This window comes from uncultured Anaerobiospirillum sp., assembly GCF_902485895.1.
Taxonomy (GTDB): Bacteria; Pseudomonadota; Gammaproteobacteria; order Enterobacterales; family Succinivibrionaceae; genus Anaerobiospirillum; species Anaerobiospirillum succiniciproducens.
In genome coordinates this window covers 1-5,525 of record NZ_CABTML010000116.1, presented here as the reverse complement: position 1 = coordinate 5,525, position 5,525 = coordinate 1, and the positions used below count along the sequence as shown (strand labels likewise).

4 protein-coding genes are annotated in these 5,525 nt (G+C 43.7%); 1 reads left to right on the top strand and 3 read right to left on the bottom strand.

Annotated elements, in window-relative coordinates; translation table 11 throughout:
• Positions 1-269: 269 nt before the first annotated feature.
• Positions 270-1,517, bottom strand: coding sequence for a cysteine desulfurase NifS (gene nifS / locus RDO37_RS10125; protein ID WP_273319707.1), 1,248 nt, complete (start codon positions 1,515-1,517; stop codon positions 270-272).
• Between the two features lie 260 nt (positions 1,518-1,777).
• Complete coding sequence (gene nifU / locus RDO37_RS10120; protein ID WP_027939705.1) at positions 1,778-2,701, bottom strand: Fe-S cluster assembly protein NifU; 924 nt, start codon at positions 2,699-2,701, stop codon at positions 1,778-1,780.
• An 887-nt stretch (positions 2,702-3,588) separates the two neighbouring features.
• Between nifU and RDO37_RS10115 the strand changes: the two genes are divergently transcribed.
• Positions 3,589-5,022, top strand: a complete 1,434-nt coding sequence (locus tag RDO37_RS10115; RefSeq protein ID WP_308498995.1) for an MATE family efflux transporter — start codon at positions 3,589-3,591, stop codon at positions 5,020-5,022.
• A 122-nt stretch (positions 5,023-5,144) separates the two neighbouring features.
• Here RDO37_RS10115 and RDO37_RS10110 read toward each other — a convergent pair whose 3' ends face one another.
• A complete protein-coding gene (locus tag RDO37_RS10110; protein ID WP_308498994.1) occupies positions 5,145-5,426 on the bottom strand; it encodes a hypothetical protein in 282 nt (93 codons plus the stop codon).
• Positions 5,427-5,525 lie beyond the last annotated feature (99 nt).

Below are 5,525 nucleotides of genomic sequence, written 5' to 3'. Positions count from 1 at the left end.
TACCGTTAACTTTTGTGGTTAGCGTAATACAAAAACTACATGTCCGGATCATGCAGATGCATGCATATATCATAGCTTAAACGGCTTATATATGCTCTTTCCAAATATCGATCAAATACGCTTTGCTATAGATCTTGCACATACAAAAAGACCGCAAGTGGCTAGAGGTAACTCTATAGCAAACTTACGGTCTTTTAAGCATAAAGCTTAGTAACTCTGTTAGTGACTAACACAGTAGATTGGTTAGCACTTTAGTAGCGTTGCTGATATTAAGCACGACGCTCCTGAGAGTCTGGATCGAACTCGTGATCGATGTTCTTAACCTTTGGCTTATTGAGGTTCCAATATGGAGACATCTGACGCAGACGCTCAATGATGCCAGGCAGAACCTCCAGAGTCTTATCGATCTCAGCTTCAGTGGTGAAGCGAGATAAGGAGAAACGGATGGTGCCGTGTGCTGCAGAGAATGGAATACCCATAGCCTGCATAACGTGTGAAGGCTCAAGGCTCTCAGAGGAGCAAGCAGAACCAGAAGAAGCTGCAATGCCGTACTCGTTAAGCATGAGTAAGATTGCCTCACCCTCAACAAACTTAAAGCCGATGTTAACGGTGTTTGGAGTACGGTGAGTGCTATCACCCATAACGATAACTTCAGGAACAGTTGCAACAATGCCCTGCTCAAGCTTATCACGCAGTGCTCTTACACGAGTGTCGAGCTCGTTTAAGTGAGCCTTTGCCAGCTCACAAGCAACGCCTAAACCTACGATGTATGGAACGTTCTCAGTACCAGCACGACGACCACGCTCTTGGTGACCACCATGTAAATAAGGTAAGAAACGGGTACCACGACGTACGTATAAAGCACCAATACCCTTAGGAGCGTGGAGCTTGTGGCCTGAGAATGAGAGCATGCGAACAGCAGTGTTCTTCACGTCTACAGGGATCTTACCCACAGCCTGAACAGCGTCAGAGTGGAATACGATACCTCTTTCAGCGGCGATCTGAGATAAGGTAGGAATATCGTAGATGTTACCAGTCTCGTTGTTAGCCCACATGATGGAGGCTAAAGCGGTCTTGTCAGTCAGTAAGGAAGCAAACTCATCTGCGTTGAGGTCGCCCTTTGAATCAGCTGAGAGGTACTTAACCTTAACACCACGAGCCTCTAAGAATGAGCAGGTATCAATGATAGCTGGGTGCTCAAGCTTAGTAGTAACGATCTCGTCCTTGTTCTTCTGAGTCCATAAAGAAGTCCATAAAGCGGCGTTATCAGACTCAGATGCGCAGGAGGTGAAGATGATCTCATCTGGATGCTCAGCACCGATAAGATCAGCAACCTGCTCGCGAGCACGCTCAATAGCCTTCTCTACTGGAACACCAAAGCCGTGCTGAGATGAAGGGTTACCGTAGTAAGTAGTGAAGTAAGGCATCATGGCCTCAACTACTTTAGGATCGATCATTGTAGTGGCATTGTTATCCAGGTAAATGCCGTTACCTGCGCCCATGTTCTTGGTATCCATTCTGCAATCCTGCAATGTTACGAGCTAAAAACTGTTTCTTGGCAATAAATACAGATTTAAATCCTTTCTTTTGAGCACTGATAACCCTAATTTTTTGGATCGTGCACATGCCAAGATTTGCCCCTGCAACAAGCTTAGCATTTGTTATAGCTTGGTTTATCAAAGTGAACTAAACAAGTATGCCAACGTTTGATAAGTGAAGCTTGTTACGGGAAAAGAGCGCCAATGGCGCTCTTATTTTTGATCTTTAAAGTGATCGCTTATGCACTGATGGTTAAGGAGTCAGCGATATCACCAGCTGAAGCCTTGAGCTTTGACTTGAAGAAGCCTAAGGTCATTTCCTTCATCATGCCATCAGCAATGCTGCCAGAGAACTTGAGCTTAACGTTCTCGCCGTTAATGCCCTGAAGCTCAATCTTGGAGCCATCGGTAAGGCCTGCATTCATCTCCTTGATAACTGCATCAACCTTAGCAAAGTACTGTGAAGAAGTAGTAGCTGCGTCTAAAGATGCTGAGCAACCGCAAGTCTCTTTCTTCTCAGTGGTAGTAGCGATCTTAATACCCTGAACTGGAGTCTGAGCAAAGCCTGGACGAGGTACGCCGCAACGCTCTAAGTCAACCCAAACCTCATCGATAACTTCTTCGATGCGCATGTGGCAGCTCTGGCAACCACCACCGGCCTTGGTGTAGTTGGTAACTTCTTCAACGGTAGTTAAGTGGTTTTCCCAAACTACCTTCTTAATCTTGTTAACACCAACACCGAAGCAGTGGCAGATGATCTCGCCATCTTCGTCATGGATGTGCTCGTAGGTCTTGCCGTGGAAGTTTGCAATAGCAGCATCTAAAGCTTCACGGCCCATTACTGAGCAGTGCATCTTCTCAGCAGGTAAACCGCCTAAGTAGTCAGCGATCTGCTGGTTGGTGATCTTCTCGGCCTCAGCTAAGCTCTTGCCGATTAACATCTCAGTTAAAGCTGATGATGATGCAATAGCACTACCGCAACCGTAGGTCTGGAATGCTGCATCTTCAATGATGTTGGTATCGGTGTTGATCTTGAGCATTAAACGCAGTGCGTCACCGCAGATAATCGAGCCCACATCACCGACAGCATTAGCGTCTTCAATAACGCGTGCATTGCGCGGATTGAGGAAATGATCTTTTACTTTATCTGAGTAATCCCACATAGCTTAAAGCCTCGAATTAATTCTTACGGTGGTGAATGAAACGCTTTACAGCGCCGTATAACTAAAAGCAGCTTGTCTATCTAATTAACAAGGTGTCTTATAGTCGATCCTACTAGATGCATCAAAATGCACAGGTACAAGATTGTAGACCTTTTGGCATATTGATGACAAATATAAGTTGCATCTTAGACAAACTAGCCTTATACAACTTAATAGTCATCCACATCTGACAGTTGCAGACTCACAATCTGAGTAAGTCTTGCCTAACGGATTGCCATTGTACAGGAAAAATCACAATTGTTAGATGCAAAGATTTAGCACTTGCAAATTAGCAATCGCATAAATACCAAAAACAAGCCATTAGTGATCAAAACAAGATCAAGATCACCATATACCGCCACATGCATAAATGCCATTCTTACGGCATTTTCAAAAAAGTATGAACCATCTCACAAACAACAGCACATGCTAGTAAATCACTTGATAAGTTTTATCCTTTGCAAAAAATAAAACCTACTTTTCTTAGCAAATGAACTCAAACGCTGTGACTACAATTTCATCTCAAGCGCGAATGCTCTAAAAAGAGTACTGGCCACTATTTTTGACCATGGGGCAAAACTTAGCTAAAGGTTTACCACCCTCAATGACTATTTAGCTGAAATTACCTCGTGAAGGTAAAATAGGCATCATATTTTGATTAAACTTTGCTTCATCAAATAGCCTTTCAGGCAGAAATAAGATGCAGCCACCTGCCGATATAAAAGCCTCATGGGTTAAGAATATACAGACTTATGCGCTCATTGCTGCCTTTGTTTGCATTATAATCAGCGCCCGAGCCGTGATGAATCATCATCTCGATTTGAACTGAGTTAGCTTTGGTAATGGCGATGTTGAAGTCAGAAAAGAGATCTAAAGAAAGTCTAAGCGACATGGTCAATCGCGATATGTCGCTAAAAGAGCAATTGCTGCTAACTATTCGACTTTCTATGCCATCGATTATGGCTCAGCTCTCTACCATCGTGATGCAATATATCGATGCTGCCATGGTGGGATCTTTAGGCGCTAACGCTTCTGCCTCAATTGGACTAATGATGGCTCCAATTTGGCTCTTCACTGGCATCATCATTACCTCAGTAGCAGGTTTCTCAGTACAAACTGCCCATCTTTTGGGTGCTAAAGATGAGGTAAACGCCCGTCGCGTGGTACGACAGTCTTACGTGGTCATGCTGACATTCTCTATGATCGTCGGACTGATCGCTTGTATCTGTGCCCCATTTTTACCTGCTTTCTTAGGCGGTGCTGAGGAGATTAGACAGGATTCAACCGACTATCTTATCTTCTTCATGGGTGCAGCCCCACTCTTCTTGCTTAACTATCTGTCTGCTGCAATGCTGCGTACTTCTGGCAATATGCTGTTGCCAGGCATGCTCAACGTGTTGATGTGTCTTTTGGACGTAGTCTTTAACTTCATCTTTATCTTTGAAACGAAAGTCCGCACTATTCCTCTTATTGGCGAGGTTGAGACCTTTGGCTTAGGACTTGGAGTTAAAGGCGCTGCTCTTGGTTCTGCTGCAGCTGCAGGTGTAATTGGCTGTATTCTTACTTATTTCTTAGTCTTTAAATCGCCAACTCTTGCTTTAATTAAAGATCGTGGCTCATTTAAGCCAACTCTTGATGTGGTCAGACGAGCACTACGTATCTCCATCCCAATCACGGGTCAGCAATTCATGCTCTCATCAGCACAGTTGGTTTCCACCATGATTGTTGCTCCTTTGGGAACAGTAGCTATTGCTGCTCACGCCTTTGCTAATACCATTGAGGCCATTTGCTATATGCCTGGCTTTGGTGTATCAGATGCTGCAACCACTTTAGTCGGTCAGTCTGTTGGTGCAAGACGTTTTGATCTTACCCGCCGCTTTGCCGCTATCACCATCTTGCTTGGCGTTGCAATAATGAGTTTCATGGCTGTACTTATGTATGTATTTTCCCCTGAGATCATGGCCGTCATGACACCTGATCACGAGGTAAGATCGCTTGCAGTAACCGTACTGCGCATTGAGGCCTTTGCTGAGCCAATGTTTGCTTGTGCCATCGTTGCCTACGGTGTTTGTGTTGGTGCAGGTGACACTTTCCTGCCTAGCATCATTAACTTCGGTACTATTTGGGTAATCCGTTTAGGCCTTGCCTACTACCTGAGCCTCTCATATGGTCTTGAGGGCGTGTGGATTGCCATGGCTATCGAGCTTTCTATCCGAGGTCTCTTGATGGTTTCACGTGTGATCTTTGGTAAATGGATTAAGGTTGATAACCTCGCATCATAGACACAATCAACCTACAAAAGACCAACCGCCTTAAGCTATCAAGTCACTGCAACACCAATACTAATCCCATACTTTTATTCGGCCCCACATAGCTAAATTCGTGGCCTTAGGCTTAAGGATTTTCAACATACCATGTTGGAATTTTTCCAACATAGACTTTCGGATTTTTCAAAAGCTATGTTGGAATTTTTCCTACATGCACTTTCGGATTTTTCAAAAGCTATGTTGGAATTTTTCCTACATGCACTTTCGGATTTTTCAAAAGCCATGTTAGAATTTTTCCAACATGCACTTTTGGATTTTTCAAAAGCCATGTAGGAATTTTTCCAACATATGCTTTCAGATTTCTCAAAAGCCATGTTAGAATTTTTCAAACATGTGCTTTTAGATTTTTCAAAAGCCATGTTAGAATTTTTCCAACATGCACTTTCGGATTTTTCAAAAGCCGTGTTAGAATTTTTCTAACATACACTTTCGGATTTTTCAAAAGCCGTGTTAGAATT

Bases quoted from the DNA above. Each gene is read 5' to 3' on its own strand.
- nifS (WP_273319707.1), bottom strand. From the start codon at position 1,517: ATGGATACCAAGAACATGGGCGCAGGTAACGGCATTTACCTGGATAAC.
- RDO37_RS10110 (WP_308498994.1), bottom strand. From the start codon at position 5,426: ATGGCTTTTGAAAAATCTAAAAGCACATGTTTGAAAAATTCTAACATG.
- RDO37_RS10115 (WP_308498995.1), top strand. From the start codon at position 3,589: ATGTTGAAGTCAGAAAAGAGATCTAAAGAAAGTCTAAGCGACATGGTC.
- nifU (WP_027939705.1), bottom strand. From the start codon at position 2,701: ATGTGGGATTACTCAGATAAAGTAAAAGATCATTTCCTCAATCCGCGC.